Below are 15,190 nucleotides of genomic sequence, written 5' to 3'. Positions count from 1 at the left end.
CACCTCCCACAGCCTGATGCGTTGGGAGACAGCGTGCCTGACGGCTCCTCAGAACCGATGGATTACACGATCAACGTTCAAAGACGCGGCACTAGGTCCTCGCGCAGCTCGTGCAGCGAGCGCGTGGCCTCGTCGGTGCGGCTGCCGTACGGGGTGGCCACCTCCAGCACCGACACCCGGCGGTCGGCCGACACCTTGATCTTCGGGCCGTCCCCCTCGGCCGGCGCGAAGAGCGGATCGGCGGCGGCCCGCCCGGCCAGGTCGGTCAGCGCGGCGTGCACCCGATCGGCCTGCTCGGCCGGCGCCCGCACCGCCACGGTGTGGCTGGTGCCGTTGCTCGGGAAGGCGGCGGTGAGCCGGTCGTACGCCTGCATGGCGGGCGTGCTGCGCGGCACGTCCTCCATGCCGGGGAACTTCAGCTGCATCCCCAGCGCCGGGGCGGCCAGGGCGAGCAGCAGCCCGACCGAGACGATCAGGGTGGCCCGCGGGGCCCGCAGCGCGGGCTTCAGCACGGCCGGCCAGAACCGGGGCCGGGCCGGCTGGCCGTGCCGGCCGGTACGCGGGGCGGTGAGCCGCCACAGCAGCGGCACCCGGGGCCGGTCGACCCAGCGGCCGAGCTTGGCGAGCAGCGCCGGCAGCACGGTCAGCGAGCCGAGCACCGCGACCGCGACCACCAGGATCGAGCCGACGGCGAGCGACGAGAAGATGGCGTCCTGGGCGAGCAGCAGCCCGGCCATCGAGATGATCACGGCGGTGCCGGAGACGACCACGGCGTGCCCGGAGGTCTCCGCCGCGACCTCCACCGCGTCGAGCCGGGACCGCCCCTTCGCCCGTTCCTCGCGTTCCCGGCGGACGTAGAAGAGCGAGTAGTCGACGCCGACCGCCATGCCGATCAGCAGGATCACGCTGGCCGTGGTGTCGTTGGCCGGCACCAGGTGCGAGGCCAGCGTGGAGAGCCCCATGGCCGCGGCCACCGAGGAGAGCGCGAGCAGCACCGGCACGCCGGCCGCGATCAGCGCACCGAACGCGATGATCAGGATGGCCAGGGTGACCGGCAGGCTGAGCAGTTCGGCCCGCTTGAAGTCCTTGCCCAGGGTGTCGTCGAGCGCCTTGTTGATCGAGGGCCCCCCGACCTCCTCGATCCGCAGCGCCGGGTGCGCCTCCTGCACCTTGGCGGTGGCGTCCCGTAGCGGCTGCACCCGGTCCGACGCGGTCTCCGGGTCGCCGGACATGGTGATCGGCAGCAGCAGCGCGCTGCCGTCCCGGGACGGCATCGGCGTACCCACCGAGCCGACCCCGTCGACCTGCCGCAGCCGGGCCGCCGTGTCGTCGGCGGCGGCCTTCGCCGCGGCCTGGTCGAGCGTTTCGGAGCGGGACGTGATCAGCACGTTCTCCGTCGCCGGTTCGTGGAAGCCGCCGCTGTCGACGATCAGGTCGGACCGTCCCACCTCGCCGGTCGCCTGGTCAGCTGCGGTCGCCTCGTTCAGGCCCGCGGCGTTGCCGCCCACGAAGCACACCGCCACGAACACCACCCACAGCGCGATGGCCCGCCACGGGTGCTCCGCACTCCACCGTGCCAATCGCACCGTCACCGGTCGCCTGCCCATACCCGGGTTCCCCCTCCAGACGTCGGCCCTGTGCCGACGGTCTGACGCTAGGGAGCGGGCGACGCCCGGACATCGGGGAACGGCCCCGGCTCGTCCCCCATCCGCCAGAACCCGGCCGGCCGGGCCGCGCGGGGCTCAGCCAACCGGACAGAACGGCATTTTCAGGGTACGAGCGGGGGACGCGCCGGAAACCGCCCGGGACGGCACACCGGCGCAACCCCGAGCCGGCTCAGGGTCATCCCCGCAGCGCTCCTCGGGGGCGGGGCTGGCAGCGCGGGCAACTGTACGACGACCGGTTCATGAACGCCTCGCGGCGGATCGGCGCGCCGCATCGCGGGCAGGGCTCCCCCTCCCGGCCGTACGCGTTCAGCGACCGGTCGAAGTAGCCGCTCTCGCCGTTGACGTTGACATACAGCTCGTCGAAGCTGGTGCCGCCCTGCTTGATCGCCTCGCCGAGCACGTCCCGCACGTGCGCGAGCAGCCGGGTGGCCGCCGGGCGGGTCAGCGCGTCGGTCGGGCGGGCGCCGTGCAGCCTGGCCCGCCACAGCGCCTCGTCGGCGTAGATGTTGCCGACCCCGGAGACCAGGGTCTGGTCGAGCAGCGCCCGCTTCACCTCGGTGCGCCGCCGCCGCAGCGCGGCCACGAAGTCGGTGTCGGAGAACTCCGGGTCCATCGGGTCCCGGGCGATGTGTGCGATCTCCCCGGGCAGCTCCGCGCCGCCCTCGGACACCGCCAGCCCGCCGAACGTGCGCTGGTCGACGAAGCGCAGCTCCGGGCCGTCGTCGCCGAACCGGAACCGGACCCGCAGGTGCAGCTCGTCGGCCGCCTCGACCGGCTGCAGCAGCAGCTGACCGGACATGCCGAGGTGCCCGACGAGGGCGTCACCGCTGTCCAGCGGCAGCCACAGGTACTTGCCCCGGCGCCGGACGTCGGTGATCGTCCGGCCGGTCAGCACGTCGGCGAAGTGCGCCCCGCCGGGCTGGTGCCGGCGTACGGCCCGGGGGTGGCGCACCTCCACCGAGCTGATCGTCCGGCCGATGACCCACTGGGCCAGCCCCTGCCGGACCGTCTCGACCTCGGGCAGCTCAGGCACGGCCGGCGCCCGCTCCGGCCGCGTCGGCCGCAGACCCGCTGCCGGCGTCGTCCGCCGCCCCCGGCGAAAGCTCCCTCGCCCCCAGCGTGGCCTGCTCCTTCTCGGCCTGTTCGGTCAGCATCCGCCAGGCCGACTCGGCGGCCCGCTGCTCGGCCTCCTTCTTGCTGCGTCCCTCGGCGCCGCCGTACCGGTTGCCGGCCACCACCACCCAGGCGGTGAAGGTCTTGAGGTGGTCCGGGCCGGTGCCCTCGATGCGGTATTCGGGAACGCCCAGCCCCAGCGCGGCGGTCAGCTCCTGCAGGCTGGTCTTCCAGTCCAGGGCGGCGCCCCGGCCGGCCGACTCGGCCATCAGCGGGTCGAACAGCCGGTGGATCACGATGGCCGCGGTGTCCAGGCCGTACTGGAGGTAGATCGCGCCGAGCAGCGCCTCCAGGGTGTCGGCCAGGATGCTGGCCTTGTCCCGGCCGCCGGTGGTCTCCTCGCCCTTGCCCAGCAGCAGGTACGCGCCCAGCCCCGCCGGGCCGAGACCGCGCGCCACGTCGGCCAGCGCGCGCATGTTCACCACGCTGGCGCGCAGCTTGGCGAGCTGCCCCTCGGGCAGGTCCGGGTGGTTGTGGAAGAGCGCCGTGGTGATCACCACGCCGAGGACCGAGTCGCCGAGGAACTCGAGCCGTTCGTTGGTGGGGAGCCCACCGTTCTCGTACGCGTAGGAGCGGTGGGTCAGGGCGCGCTCCAGCAGCTCCGGGTCGAGCGACACCCCGAAGGCCGCCTCCAGGTGGCCGACGGGAGCCCGCCGCCGCTTGTCGTTGGTCATGGTGCTACCTCGGTGTCGGTTCGGTCAGGTGCGAGATCGTGCGGCATGCCGTCGAGCAGGGCGGCGACGGTGTCGGTGGCGCCCCGCCGCCACAGGTGGGCCGCCAGGGCGATGCCGGAGGCGACGTCGTCGGGCCGGGCCGCGCCGTGGCAGACGACCACCGTACCGGCCACGCCGAGCAGGGCCGCCGCACGTGGCGCGCCGCCGCTCGCCGGGGGTCCGCCGGCCATCGCATACGCGCCCTCGATCGCCTTGAGCAGCACGTTGCCGGTGAACCCGTCGGTGACCACGACGTCGGCGCGCGCGCCGAGGGAGACGTCGTACCCCTCGACGAGGCCGACGTAGCGGGCGCCGCACGGCAGGGGCACGGCGGCGAGGGCGGGATCGGCGGCACGGCGCAGCCGGTCACCCTTACCCGCCTCGGTGCCGACGGAGAGCAGCCCGACGCGGGGCGCGGCGACGGCGTGCGCCACGGCGGCGTACGCGGCGCCGAGCACGGCGTGCCGGGCGAGGGTGGCGGGACGGGGTTCCAGCGTGCCGCCGACGTCCAGCAGCACCACCGGTCCGGCGACGGCGGGCAGGGTGGCCACCAGCGCCGGGCGGCGTACCCCGGTCCAGCGGCCGAGGCCGAGCGCGGCGGCGGTGACGGTGGCGCCGGTCGAGCCGGCGGAGACGAGCGCGTCGGCGAACCCGTCGCGGACGGCGTTGACGGCCGCCCGCACGGTGCTCTCGGCGCGGGCGGCGGTGGGGTGGTCGGCCATGCCGACGGCGGTCCGCACCGGGCGGACCGTGACGCGGGCGCGCTGCTCGGGGGCGAGCGCGCCGATCAGCCCGTCGGCGACCTCGGTCGGTCCGACGAGCAGCAGGTGCAGGTCAGGGTCGGTGCGTACGGCCCGCAGAGCGCCGTCAACCACGACGGCGGGAGCATCGTCCCCGCCGAGGAGGTCGACGGCGATCCGCGCGGTGCCCGGCTCCGACGGGACGCCGGCCGGGGGCCGGACGGCGGCGGAGGGAGCCGGGGCACCGGGCGTGAGCCAGGGTGCGCGCGCCACCCGACCTGTGGTCGGGGACGTCACTCGGCGTCCAGGTCAGACCTCGAGGACCTGGCGGCCGTTGTAGGTGCCGCAGACGGAGCAGGCGGCGTGCGGCAGCTTCGGCGACTTGCACTGCGGGCAGGCCACGGTCGCGACCGCCGCGGCCTTCCACTGCGCCCGACGGGCCCGGGTGTTGCTGCGCGACATCTTGCGCTTGGGGACGGCCACGGTTGTTACTCCTCTTTACGGGTCAGTTGCGACAGGGCAGCCCAACGCGGGTCGACCTGCTGGTGACTGTGGTCGGCCGGCAGTTCGTCCCAGTGCACCCCGCACTCGGGGCACAGGCCTGGGCAGTCCTCCCGGCAGAGCGGGTTGGTCGGCAGGGTGAGCACCACCGCGTCCCGCAGCGCCGGCTCCAGGTCGATCAGATCGCCCTGCATCCGGCCCACCTCGTCCTCGTCGGTCGTGGTGTCCGTGGTGCTGTTCTCGTACGCGTACAGCTCCTGGATGTTCACGGTCACCGAGTCGTCGATCGCGCGCAGGCAGCGGCCGCACTCGCCCTTGATGGGACCGCTGACGGTCCCGGAGACGAGCACACCCTCGGACACCGACTCCAGCCTCAGATCGAGGTCGAGGTCCGCGCCCGCCGGCACACCGATCAACTCCACGCCGAGGTCCTCCGGTGCCGGCACGACCCGCTTGACCGTACGCAACGCACCAGGCCGACGCGGCAGGTCCCTCGTGTCGAGGACCAGCGGCGACCTGGGGTCGAGTGAAGAAGGCACGTGTTTGGGCATAGTCAGACTCCGGCCGGTGAGAGGCCGACAAAGAAGGTTACCTGGGCGACCGCCGGACCGTCGAACCGGGGCGTCGCCCGCCGGGGTGCCGGCTGTCGGCCGCCGGCCCGGGCGTCGCTCAGAAGGGTAGCGGCCGGTCCGCCTCGTCACCGGCGAAGGTACCGATCTCACGCAGCGCGTGCATCTTGTCCCGGCCGCGCTCGATCGAGGCGAGGGCCCGGGTGAGGAACTGCTCGAAGTTGGCCAGCGCGGTGTCGACGTAGTCGTCCACCTCGTCCCGGAGGCGCTGCGCCTCGGCGCGGGCCTCGGCGATGATCCGGGCGCCCTCGTGCTCGGCCGAGACGGTGATCTCGTTCACCGAGACCAGCCGGGCGTGTTCCGCCTCACCCTCGCTGATGATCCGATCGGCCTCGCGCTTGCCGGCCTCCATGATTTTGTCCCGCTCCTCGAGCAGCGCGGCGGCCCGGCGCAGGTCGGCGGGGAGCTCGACGCGCAGCTCGTCGAGGGCGGCGATCATCTCGCCCCGGTCGACCATGCAGTTGTTGCGCGACATGGGGACGGAGCGGGCCTGCTCCACCATGGCGATCAGTTCGTCGATGCGATCGAGCGGGTCCACCGGTACCTCACTCCTGTCGTTCGTCGGCCGACCTACATGATGCGGCCTGCGCCCGAATTCGGCGCTGCACACATCATGTCGCGCCCGCTCCACCGCACGCCGATCCACCCCCACCCGGCGCGTCGCGCGCCGCCGGGGGTCTGCCGCGAGGCCAGGGTCAGGGCCGGGCCTGCGGGGCGAGGCGGGCCACCAACTGCTCGCGGACCACGTCGGGGACGTGCGCCGAGATGTCCCCGCCCCACTTGGCCACGTCCTTGACCAGGCTGGAGGAGAGGAAGGAGTAGAGCGGGTTGGTCGGCATGAAGAGGGTCTCCACGCCGGCCAGGCCGATGTTCATCTGGGCCATCTGGAGCTCGTAGTCGAAGTCGCTGACCGCGCGCAGGCCCTTGATCAGCACGCTGGCCTGCTGGGCCCGGCAGAAGTCGACCAGCAGCCCGCGGAACGACTCGACCCGCACGTTGTCGTACGAGGCGGTCACCTGGCGGAGCATGTCGATCCGCTCCTCGACGGTGAACAGCCCCTGCTTCGACTGGTTGACCAGCACGCCGACGATCACCTCGTCGAAGAGCCGGCTGGCCCGGCCGATGATGTCGAGGTGTCCGTTGGTGACCGGATCGAACGAGCCGGGACAGACCGCACGTCTCATGATCGGCGACCGTACCAAAGGGTGGTCTCGCCGTAGCGGCGACTGCGCTCGGGCGTGATGCCTTCCACCCAGGTGACCGGCCCGGTGCGGCTGGACCGCTCCACGATCACCAGGGCCTCCGGGGCCAGCCAGCCGCCGTCGACCAGCACGGCCAGCAGCGCGGTGATCTCCTCGTCGGAGACGGCGTACGGCGGGTCGGCGAAGACCACGTCGTACGGCCCGCCGTCGGGTCCGGCGGCAAGCACTCCGGCCACCTTGCCGGTGACCAGGCGAGCGGCCGGGGCGGCCCGCAGCACGGCGATGTTCTCCCGGATCACCCGGGCCGCCCGGGCGTCGGACTCCACCAGCAGCACGTGCTCCGCACCCCGGGACAGCGCCTCCAGGCCGACCGCGCCGGAACCGGCGTACAGGTCGGCGAAGCGCGCGCCGTGCAGATCCAGTTCGGCCTGCACCGCGCTGAACAGCGCCTCCCGGACCCGGTCGGAGGTCGGCCGCGTGCCGGCGCCGGGTGGCGCGGCGATCCGCCGGCCGCCGAGCGTCCCGGCCACGATCCGGGTCACCGTCTGCTCCCGCACATGCCCCAGACGCTACGCGACGCCGGCCCGGGCGACCCGATCCGTACCACAGGGCGGCCGGGTAGACACTCGCCGTACATCAATGATCTCAAATTCATAACAGACCCTCTATGAGAGGTCGACCCACGTAACGCCCGACGTGTCGTTGTCGCTAGGGTCTGCCCGGTTGTCGGGCGTGAGGCTCCGGTCCGCCCGGCACACTCCGATTTCCCCTCATCAGGAGTAGACGTGAACCGTCTGAACCTCCGGCGCGCCCTGGCGGTCACCGCCGGCGCGCTGATCGGCCTCGCGGGCGTCGCCACCGTCGCCGGCCCGGCCATGGCCCACCACCCCGAGCCCTCCGGCACCTACTGCACAGCCCAGGACGGCAAGGTCACCGTCAACTGGTCGGTCGGCAACAGCGAGACCGACATCGCCGGCACCATCACCAAGCTCGAGTCCACCGTGCCGGGTGACATCACTGGCGGCCTGGCCGTCGAGGCCACCCTGCCCAAGAAGGGCGAGGGCACCCTGACCGGTACCCAGACCCACACCTTCACCGGCGAACTGCCGGAGCTGAAGCTGACCGTGGAGGCACGGTGGGAGCGCGGCGACCGGATCATCACCGAGGCCCGCAGCGTCGTCGCGCAGCCCGCCGGTGACTGCGCCCCGGCCGAGCCGCCGAGCACGCCGGCCTCGCCGGAGCCGAGCGCCAGCCCGGAGTCGCCGGCGTCGCCGGAGCCCACCCCGGCGGCCACCAGCCCGGCGGCCACTCCCTCCGCCCCGGCCGAGCCGGAGGAGCCGGTGTTCCGGCTCGAGGAGACCTGCGACACGATGACCTTCATCGTGGAGAACCCGGCGAAGGGCATCCCCTTCACCGTCACGTTGACCACGGAGAAGGGCGTCACCAAGAAGCTGGTCTCTGAGCCGGGCAAGACCACCTCGGTCAGCTTCGACGCGTACAAGGGCCTCAAGGTCACCGTCAAGTACGACGTGGTCGAGGACACCGAGACCATCGACTACACCCAGCCGAAGGACTGCGCGGGCCAGGGCGGCGGCCTGCCGGTCACCGGTCCGGCGGCCGGCGCGATCGCGGGTGGCGCGGCCGTGCTGCTCGCCGCCGGCGCGGTGCTGTTCGTGGTCGCCCGCCGTCGTCGGGTTCGCTTCACCGCCTGATCCCGTTCGGATCTCCTGAGGGCGCGTCGACCATCCGGTCGGCGCGCCCTCGCCGTTTGCCGCCCCCTCAGCGGGCGGCGAGGAGCCCGCCGAGCAGGACGGGATCGACCTCGGCCTGGTTGGCCAGCACCACCAGCCGCCGGTCCGAGTCGGGCAGCCAGGCGGCGAACGCCTTGAAGCCCGCATTGTCCCCCGAGTGGTGCACCGCCCGCTCCCCGGCCAGCGGCCCGAGGAAGCAGCCGTAGCCGTACGCCTCGCCGCCCCTGGTGGCCGCCGCGTGCGGGGTGGTCATCAGCGCCACCGAGGCGGGGGTGAGCAGCCGCCCCCGACGTGGCACGTCGAGCCAGGCGAGCAGGTCGTCGCCGGTGCACCAGACGTCCCCGGCCCCCATGCTCACCGTGGCCAGATCCCAGGACGGCACCGGCCGGCCGCCCTCGTGTCCGACCGCTACGTCGACGCGGCCCGCCGGGGCGCCGGCGAAGCTGCCGGTCATGCCGAGCGGCCCGAAGACCTCCTCGGCAAGGAACGCGGCGTAGGGCCGGCCGGACGCCCGCTCGACGGCGCGGGCCAGCAGGACGTACCCCGGGCTGCTGTAGTGCCAACCGGCGCCGGGGGCGAACAGCGGCGGCACGCCGGCGAAGACGGCCAGCAACTCGTCCGGCTCGACCGGACGGCCCAGGTCGATCATCGGGTACTCCGGCCAGTGGCCCAGGCCCGAGGTGTGGGTGAGCAGGTGGTGCAGGCTGATCCGAGACCAGTCCGGCGGTGAGTGCGGCAGCCAGCGGCTCACCGGATCGGCCAGGCCGAGGGCGCCCCGCTCGGCGAGGAGCAACACCGCCGCCGCGGCCATCTGCTTGCTGATCGAGGCGATCTGGAACCGGGTCGCCCGGGTGCAGGGCAGCCCGGCGGTGTCGTCGGCGGAGCCGGTCACCCGGTCGATGACCAACTCGTCGCCACGGGCCAGCAGGAGCACTCCACGAGGGATGGGCAGGGTCGACATCGACCGATCCTAGGCGCGGCCGGCCGATCGGTGGGGTCAGCCCTTCTCCAAGTACTCCGCGCGTTCCTCGTCGACCAGGGCCGCGACCGAGGCGGCCAGGGCCGGGTGCCCGGCCAGCTCCGGATCCTCCTCGACCAGGGCGATCGCCTCGGCCCGGGCATCCCGGATCAGGTCGGTGTCCCGCAGCAGCGACAGCAGCCGCAGGTGCGAGCGGCGGCCGGACTGGGTGGCGCCTAGCACGTCACCCTCGCGCCGCTGCTCCAGGTCCAACTCGGCGAGCTTGAATCCGTCGGTGGTGGAGGCGACCGCGTCCAGCCGCTCCCGCGCCGACGAGCCCTCCATCGCCTCGGTGACCAGCAGGCAGAGGCCGGGCGCCGAGCCGCGGCCCACCCGGCCACGCAACTGGTGCAGCTGGGAGACGCCGAACCGGTCGGCGTCCAGCACGATCATCACGGTGGCGTTGGGCACGTTGACCCCCACCTCGACCACCGTGGTCGCCACCAGCACATCCAGGTCGCCGGCGGCGAAGGACCGCATCACGGCGTCCTTCTCGTCGGCCGGCAGCCGCCCGTGCAGCACGCCGATCCGCAGCCCGTGCAGCGGGCCCTCGGCGAGCAGCGGCGCCACCTCGGTCACCGCGAGGGGTGGGCGGCGGCCGTTGTCGTCCTCGCGGGGCGGTTCCTCCTCCGCGGCCGGTCCTTCCCCGATCCGCGGGCAGACCACGTACGCCTGGTGGCCGGCGGCGACCTCCTCGCGCAGCCGGCGCCAGGCCCGGTCGAGGAACGCCGGCTTCTCGGCGGCCGGCACCACGTGCGAGGCGATCGGCGAACGCCCCTGCGGCAGCTGGGAGAGAGTCGAGATCTCCAGGTCGCCGTAGACGGTCATGGCCACCGTGCGCGGGATCGGGGTGGCGGTCATCACCAGCACATGCGGCGGCTGGTCGGCCTTGGCCCGCAGCGCGTCCCGCTGCTCCACGCCGAACCGGTGCTGCTCGTCCACCACCACGAGACCCAGGTCGTGGAAGTCGACCCCCTCGTAGAGCAGGGCATGGGTGCCGAGCACGATGCCGGCCCGCCCCTCGGCCACCTCGGCGAGCGCCCGCCGCCGGGCCGCCGCGCCGAGCGAGCCGGTGACCAACTCCACCCGGGTGGCGCCATCGGCGGCACCCAGCTCGCCGGCCCGGGCCAGCGGGCCGAGCAGGTCGAGCATGCCCCGGTAGTGCTGGGCCGCGAGCACCTCGGTCGGGGCGAGCAGCGCGGCCTGCCCGCCGGCGTCGACCACCTGGAGCATGGCCCGCAACGCGACCACCGTCTTGCCGGAGCCGACCTCGCCCTGGAGCAGCCGGTGCATCGGGTGGGCGGTGGCCAGGTCGGCGGCGATCTCCCGGCCGACGGCCTGCTGGCCGGAGGTCAGCTCGTACGGCAACCGGGCGTCGAAGCCGTCCAGCAGGCCGCCCGGTCTCGCCGGGCGGGCCCGCGCCGGCCAGGCCGCCGCGCGGTGCTTGCGCTGCACCAGGGTGAGCTGCACGGCGAACGCCTCGTCCCACTTGAGCCGGCGCCGGGCCCGGTAGAGCTCCTCCTTGCTGGACGGCCGGTGGATCTCGCGCAGCGCGGTGCCGATGCCGACCAGGTTCCGGCTCGCCCGCACCGTGGCGGGCAGCGGGTCGTCCGGCGCGGTGAACGTGTCCAGCACCACCCGGACGCAGCGGGCGATCACCCAGGTCGGCACCGCCGCGGCGGCCGGGTAGACCGGGATCAGCGCACCGGCGAACTCCTCGACCTCCTCGTTGGCCGCCGCCTCGCCGTCGCCGCCCTCCCCGAGCAGCACGTACTCCGGGCCGTTGAGCTGCCGCTTGCCCCGGAACTCGGTGACCTTGCCGGCGAAGAGCCCCCAGCGGCCGGGGCGCAGGTCCCGCTCCCGCCACGCCTGGTTGCCGAAGAAGGTGAGGGTGAGCACGCCGCCGGAGCCGTCCCCGACGGTCACCTCCAGCAGGTTGCCCCGGCGCTGGCGCATCGGCCGGACCGCGGTGCGCTGCACCTGGGCCAGCACGGTCACCTGCTCCCCCACGTCCAGCGAGCGGATGTCGGTGTGCTCGCCGCGCTCGTCGTAGCGGCGGGGGAAGTGGTAGATCAGGTCGCCGGCGGTGTGCAGGTCGAGGTGACTGGCCAGGGCCTTGGCGGTCTTCTCCCCGACCAGCTTCTTCAGCGGCGTGTCCACCGTGGCCGGTTCGCTCGTCATTCGACCCCCACCAGGAGCGGATAGTGCGGCTGCCCGCCCTCGTACGCCTGCACCTCCACGAACGGCCAGGACCGCTCGACGTGCTCGCGTACCCGGTCGGCCAGCCCGTCCGGGGCCTCCGCCCCGCACAGCAGGGTGACCAGTTCGCCGCCGCCGCCGAGCATCCGGTCGACCACGGCGGTGCAGGTGTCGAGCAGCTCGGCGCCGATCAGGTGCACCTCCCCCTCGACCAGCGCGAGCACGTCGCCCGGCCGGCACGGCCCGGCGACCGTGAGCGCCTCCTTGCTGGCGTGGCAGACCTCGGCGTAGCGGCAGGCGCCGGCCGCCTCGGCCATGGCGATGACGTCGTCCTCGAAGCGGCGGGACGGGTCGCGGACGGCGAGGGCGGCGAGCGCCTGCACCGGGGACCGGGTGGGCACCACACTCACCTTCACCCCGAGCCGGTGCGCCTCCCGGGCCGCCGTGCTGGCCACCGACTGGGTGTTGGGGTCGTTGGGCAGCACCACCACCCGGGCGGCCCCGGTGGCGCGGATCGCGTCAAGCAGCTCGCCGGTGGACGGGTTGGCCGGCACCACCGTGGCCCCCTCGGCCCCGAACAGCTCGGCGATGCCGGCGCCGGTGGCCACCACCACGGCTGCCCGGCCGTCGGGCAGCGGCGGTGGCGGCGCCTGGTCGGCGAAGCGGGTCACCGTGATCCGGTGCGGGCGACCGGCGACCACGCCCGCCTCGATCGCCGCACCGACGTCGTTGGCGTGCACGTGCACGTTCCATGTCCCGATGGCTGGCCCGGCGTCACCGACGATGACGAGGGAGTCTCCGAGCGCGCCCAGCTCGGCGCGCAGCCGGACGACCGCCTCCTCGGTGGCGTCGAGCAGGTACTGCACCTCGTAGGCGTACGCCGGGGAGCCGGTCTCCCGGGCCGCCGTGGCGGGCGGGCGGACCGCGGGCGACACGGGCGCCGGCGGCCGAAGGCTCTCCCCGGTGACCACCTCGACCAGCGCGTCCAGCAGCAGGCAGAGGCCCCGGCCGCCGGCGTCCACCGCGCCGGCGCGGGCCAGCGCGGGCAACTGCTCGGGGGTACGCGCGAGCGCGCCGGCCGCCCCGGCCGCCGCGGCCCGGGTCACCGTGCGCAGGTCGTCGCTGTCCGCCTGCACGGCGGCGCGGGCGGCGGCGGCGACCACGCTGAGCAGGGTGCCCTCGACCGGCTGGGCGACCGCGGCGTACGCGGCTGTGGTGGCCTCGGCCAGCGCGGCGGCGAGCAGCCGGCCGCGGACCGCCGGGGCGGCGGCGAGCGCGTCGGCCAGGCCCCGCAGGATCTGCGACAGGATCACCCCGGAGTTGCCCCGGGCACCGAGCAGCGCGCCCCGGGCCATCAGCCGCAGCGCGTGCCCGTGCGGGGTGTGCCCGTCCTCGGGGAGGGTCTCCAGGTCCATGGCGAGGGCCTGCTGCGCGGAGGTGAGGGTGAGCACCAGGTTGGTGCCGGTGTCCCCGTCCGGGACCGGATAGACGTTGAGGTCGTCGATCTCGCCCTGGTGTCGCTGGAGGGCGGCCAGCCCGCTCGCGCACCAGCGGCGCACCGCGGCGGCGTCGAGGGTGTCCAGCACGTCCGGAAGCCTACTGGCGCGCAGCGACACGCGCCGAGGTCGACCGATTCCCGTCGGCGTGTCCGACCGGCCGGGGCGGCATTCCGGGCCCGGGCCGGGCCGGTACGCTGGGCGGCATCACACCGACAACTCCAGCTCGGCGCGTCTGACGCCGCGCCGCGACCTGGAGCCGTCGCCGACAAATCCAGCCCGACGTGGGTGACGCCGCGCCGCGACCTGGACCCGTCGACCGCCGCCGGCCGGGCCGGTTGGGCGTACCGGCGAGCCATCGGGTAACCTGGCCAGGTTGCCCGGGCTGCGCCTGGCGGCGACCTCATGAACGTTTCAAACCCAGGAGTATCCCGTGGCTAGCGTGTGCGACGTCTGTGGCAAGGGGCCGGGCTTCGGCCACAACGTGTCCCACTCGCACCGGCGGACCAACCGCCGCTGGAACCCGAACATCCAGTCGGTGCGTACCCCGGCCGGTGGCGGCACCACCAAGAAGATGCAGGTCTGCACCTCGTGCATCAAGGCCGGCAAGGTCACCCGCGCCTGACGCGGTAGCACCACCCAGAACTCGTCGGTAGCCGGCGGACCGGAAGGGTCCGCCGGCTTCTGTCGTGTCCGGAAGCCACTTCTGTCGTGTCCGAAAGCCGGAGCTGACGGCTGGCCGAACACCTGGCGACCGGGGGTGTGCGGCCCGATTAGGGTCGTGCTGCGCCGGCTGTCCGGTCCGGCGCCGGTGGGGTGGGGGAGGAACGACCGGTGGACCTGGACCTGGGTCGCGACGAGATGGTGGTGATCGGCGCGTCGCTCGGCGCGCTGCGGTGGTTCGACCAGGAGCTGCCGGCCGGCAGCGTGGTCGTCGTCGAGGAGCCCGACGTGATCCGCCGACGGGGCCTCGAACGCCTCACCGCCGAGCTGCCCCTCGTCTCCCGACTGGTGCCGGCCAACTACCAGACCGGCCTCGATGTCGACGCGCTGCTCGCCCGGGAACCCGGCCTGGCCTCCGCCCGGCTCGTCGTGCCCGGCCTGGAGTACGCGGTCGGCGCCACGGCCCGGCTGGCCGAGCGGCTCGGCCTGCCCGGAGCCGGGCTACCGGCGGCCGATGTCTTCACCGACAAGCACCGGATGCGGCTGCTCGCCGACGCCGCCGGCCTGGCCAACCCGGCGTACGAGCTGGTCGACGACCCGGCGCGGGCGGCGGAGTTCGCCCGGTGCCACGGCGACCGGTGCGTGCTCAAGCCCACCCGCCGCTCCGGCAGCCTGGGCGTGCAGCTGATCGCCGACCCGGCGGAGATCGCCGCCGCCTGGGCGGCCAGCGCCACCCCGCAGGCGCCGGTGGAGGCCGCCGCGGGCCTGCCCACCGAGGTGCTGGTCGAGGAGCTGCTCGCCGGCTCGGAGCACAGCGTCGAGCTGCTGGTCACCGACGGCGAGACGATCTTCGCCAACGTCACCGACAAGCGGATCGTCGGGGGTCGGTTCCCGGTGGAGAGTGGCCACACCGTGCCGTCCGCGCTTCCCGAGGCGGAGCACCGGGCGCTGCGCGACGCCGCCGTCCGGCTCGCCGAGGCGGCCGGCTTCCGCAGCGGCATGCTGCACAGCGAGTGGATCCTGGTCGACGGCGTGCCGACGCTGGTGGAGTGCGCGGCACGGATGCCCGGCGACATGATCACCGCACTGGTCTCGATCGCCTACGAGTGCGGCTTCATCGAGGCGTACCTGCGGGTGCTGCGCGGCGAGCGGCCCGCGCTGCCGGCCCGGCCGGCCGGCGCGGCGGCCGTCGAGTTCCTGGTGGCCCCGCCCGGGCGGGTCACCGCCGTGGACGGGGTCAAGGCGGCGCTGCGGGTGCCCGGCGTGCTCGACGTGCAGGTCGAGGTCGCCGTCGGGGACACGGTGCCGGAGCTGCTCTCCTCGGCCCAGCGCAGCGGACACCTGCTGGCCTGGGGCGCCGACGCCACCGGGGCGGAGAGCGCCGCCCGCAAGGCCGCCGACCAGATCCACATCACGGTCAGCTGATCCGGTCCGCGGC

15 protein-coding genes are annotated in these 15,190 nt (G+C 74.1%); 3 read left to right on the top strand and 12 right to left on the bottom strand.

Annotated elements, in window-relative coordinates; translation table 11 throughout:
• Nucleotides 1-77 precede the first annotated feature (77 nt).
• The 9 genes from ACFYML_RS08785 to rsmD form a co-directional block, all read right to left on the bottom strand.
• A complete protein-coding gene (locus tag ACFYML_RS08785) occupies nt 78-1,592 on the bottom strand; it encodes an MMPL family transporter (RefSeq protein WP_387420004.1) in 1,515 nt (504 codons plus the stop codon).
• A 250-nt stretch (nt 1,593-1,842) separates the two neighbouring features.
• Nucleotides 1,843-2,700: a bifunctional DNA-formamidopyrimidine glycosylase/DNA-(apurinic or apyrimidinic site) lyase gene (gene mutM, locus ACFYML_RS08780; RefSeq protein WP_387420003.1), complete on the bottom strand. Its 858-nt coding sequence runs from the start codon at nt 2,698-2,700 to the stop codon at nt 1,843-1,845.
• Nucleotides 2,693-3,514, bottom strand: coding sequence for a ribonuclease III (gene rnc, locus ACFYML_RS08775; protein WP_387420002.1), 822 nt, complete (start codon nt 3,512-3,514; stop codon nt 2,693-2,695). Before rnc ends, mutM begins: the two co-directional genes overlap by 8 nt.
• Nucleotides 3,511-4,470: a phosphate acyltransferase PlsX gene (locus ACFYML_RS08770; RefSeq protein ID WP_387420015.1), complete on the bottom strand. Its 960-nt coding sequence runs from the start codon at nt 4,468-4,470 to the stop codon at nt 3,511-3,513. The genes rnc and ACFYML_RS08770 overlap by 4 nt, the downstream gene beginning before the upstream one ends.
• 132 nt (nt 4,471-4,602) lie before the next feature.
• Entirely contained in the window at nt 4,603-4,776 is a 174-nt protein-coding gene (gene rpmF, locus ACFYML_RS08765) for a 50S ribosomal protein L32 (RefSeq protein ID WP_073832497.1), read from the bottom strand.
• 5 nt (nt 4,777-4,781) lie between these two features.
• Nucleotides 4,782-5,345, bottom strand: a complete 564-nt coding sequence (locus ACFYML_RS08760; protein WP_387420001.1) for a YceD family protein — start codon at nt 5,343-5,345, stop codon at nt 4,782-4,784.
• A gap of 118 nt (nt 5,346-5,463) precedes the next feature.
• Nucleotides 5,464-5,961 carry a hypothetical protein gene (locus tag ACFYML_RS08755; RefSeq protein WP_091269033.1) on the bottom strand — a complete coding sequence of 166 codons (498 nt, stop codon included), beginning with the start codon at nt 5,959-5,961 and terminating at the stop codon, nt 5,464-5,466.
• Between the two features lie 157 nt (nt 5,962-6,118).
• A complete protein-coding gene (gene coaD, locus ACFYML_RS08750) occupies nt 6,119-6,607 on the bottom strand; it encodes a pantetheine-phosphate adenylyltransferase (protein ID WP_073832494.1) in 489 nt (162 codons plus the stop codon).
• Nucleotides 6,604-7,167: a 16S rRNA (guanine(966)-N(2))-methyltransferase RsmD gene (gene rsmD / locus ACFYML_RS08745; RefSeq protein ID WP_387420014.1), complete on the bottom strand. Its 564-nt coding sequence runs from the start codon at nt 7,165-7,167 to the stop codon at nt 6,604-6,606. The genes coaD and rsmD overlap by 4 nt, the downstream gene beginning before the upstream one ends.
• A 243-nt stretch (nt 7,168-7,410) precedes the next feature.
• Here rsmD and ACFYML_RS08740 point away from each other — a divergent pair, with 243 nt between their 5' ends.
• A complete protein-coding gene (locus tag ACFYML_RS08740) occupies nt 7,411-8,337 on the top strand; it encodes a cell wall anchor protein (protein WP_387420000.1) in 927 nt (308 codons plus the stop codon).
• Nucleotides 8,338-8,404: 67 nt separating this feature from the next.
• On the opposite strand, the gene ACFYML_RS08735 is transcribed toward ACFYML_RS08740, so the two are convergent.
• Genes ACFYML_RS08735 through ACFYML_RS08725 form a run of 3 tightly spaced genes read right to left on the bottom strand, consistent with a single transcriptional unit; the run spans nt 8,405 to nt 13,179 of the window.
• Entirely contained in the window at nt 8,405-9,337 is a 933-nt protein-coding gene (locus tag ACFYML_RS08735) for a serine hydrolase domain-containing protein (RefSeq protein WP_387419999.1), read from the bottom strand.
• Nucleotides 9,338-9,373: 36 nt separating this feature from the next.
• Nucleotides 9,374-11,575 carry an ATP-dependent DNA helicase RecG gene (recG, locus tag ACFYML_RS08730; RefSeq protein WP_387419998.1) on the bottom strand — a complete coding sequence of 734 codons (2,202 nt, stop codon included), beginning with the start codon at nt 11,573-11,575 and terminating at the stop codon, nt 9,374-9,376.
• Nucleotides 11,572-13,179 carry a DAK2 domain-containing protein gene (locus ACFYML_RS08725; RefSeq protein ID WP_387419997.1) on the bottom strand — a complete coding sequence of 536 codons (1,608 nt, stop codon included), beginning with the start codon at nt 13,177-13,179 and terminating at the stop codon, nt 11,572-11,574. The genes recG and ACFYML_RS08725 overlap by 4 nt, the downstream gene beginning before the upstream one ends.
• Before the next feature lie 343 nt (nt 13,180-13,522).
• Between ACFYML_RS08725 and rpmB the strand changes: the two genes are divergently transcribed.
• Nucleotides 13,523-13,714 (top strand): 50S ribosomal protein L28, encoded by a 192-nt coding sequence (rpmB, locus tag ACFYML_RS08720; protein WP_073832489.1) that lies wholly within the window; start codon nt 13,523-13,525, stop codon nt 13,712-13,714.
• A gap of 209 nt (nt 13,715-13,923) precedes the next feature.
• Nucleotides 13,924-15,177: an ATP-grasp domain-containing protein gene (locus ACFYML_RS08715; RefSeq protein ID WP_387419996.1), complete on the top strand. Its 1,254-nt coding sequence runs from the start codon at nt 13,924-13,926 to the stop codon at nt 15,175-15,177.
• Nucleotides 15,178-15,190 lie beyond the last annotated feature (13 nt).

This window comes from Micromonospora sp. NPDC007230, from assembly GCF_042869115.1.
In the GTDB taxonomy this organism is placed as follows: domain Bacteria; phylum Actinomycetota; class Actinomycetes; order Mycobacteriales; family Micromonosporaceae; genus Micromonospora.
This window is presented reverse-complemented; position numbering and strand designations above follow the sequence as displayed.